Genomic DNA, 339 nt, shown 5'->3' with positions numbered 1-339 from the left:
CCGTCACCGTCTCTCCGGACTGTGCCTCGTCGGTAGCGGCCTTGGCCGTCGGCACGTCGTCAATGACGTTGATCGTCAGGGTCCCCGATGCGGGCTGGCCGTCGAGGTCGGTCACTGTGACCGCGAAGCTCGGATTGGCCTCGACGTTGGGGCCGTTGTCGCCGGCGGCGGCGAGATAGTCCGCCGTCAGAGTGTAGGTGTAGTGGATGGTCCCGGTGCCGGTCGCGCTGTCATAGGTGTAGTACGCGCTCACCTGGCCATTCGACCCCGGACCCGCCGTGAACACGGTCGGGTTGCCGGCATCGCTCGACAGCGCATTGCCGCCCAGGGACACCGAGC

The 339-nt window shown here is 67.6% G+C and carries 1 protein-coding gene; it reads right to left on the bottom strand.

The annotated features are described in order from the left end of the window. The coding region (locus EN852_RS41390) for a hypothetical protein (RefSeq protein ID WP_189546520.1) at positions 1-339 on the bottom strand (339 nt) is incomplete at both ends.

Origin of the sequence: Mesorhizobium sp. M2E.F.Ca.ET.209.01.1.1 (assembly GCF_004010375.2) — a bacterium.
Lineage (GTDB): Bacteria > Pseudomonadota > Alphaproteobacteria > Rhizobiales > Rhizobiaceae > Mesorhizobium.
This window is presented reverse-complemented; position numbering and strand designations above follow the sequence as displayed.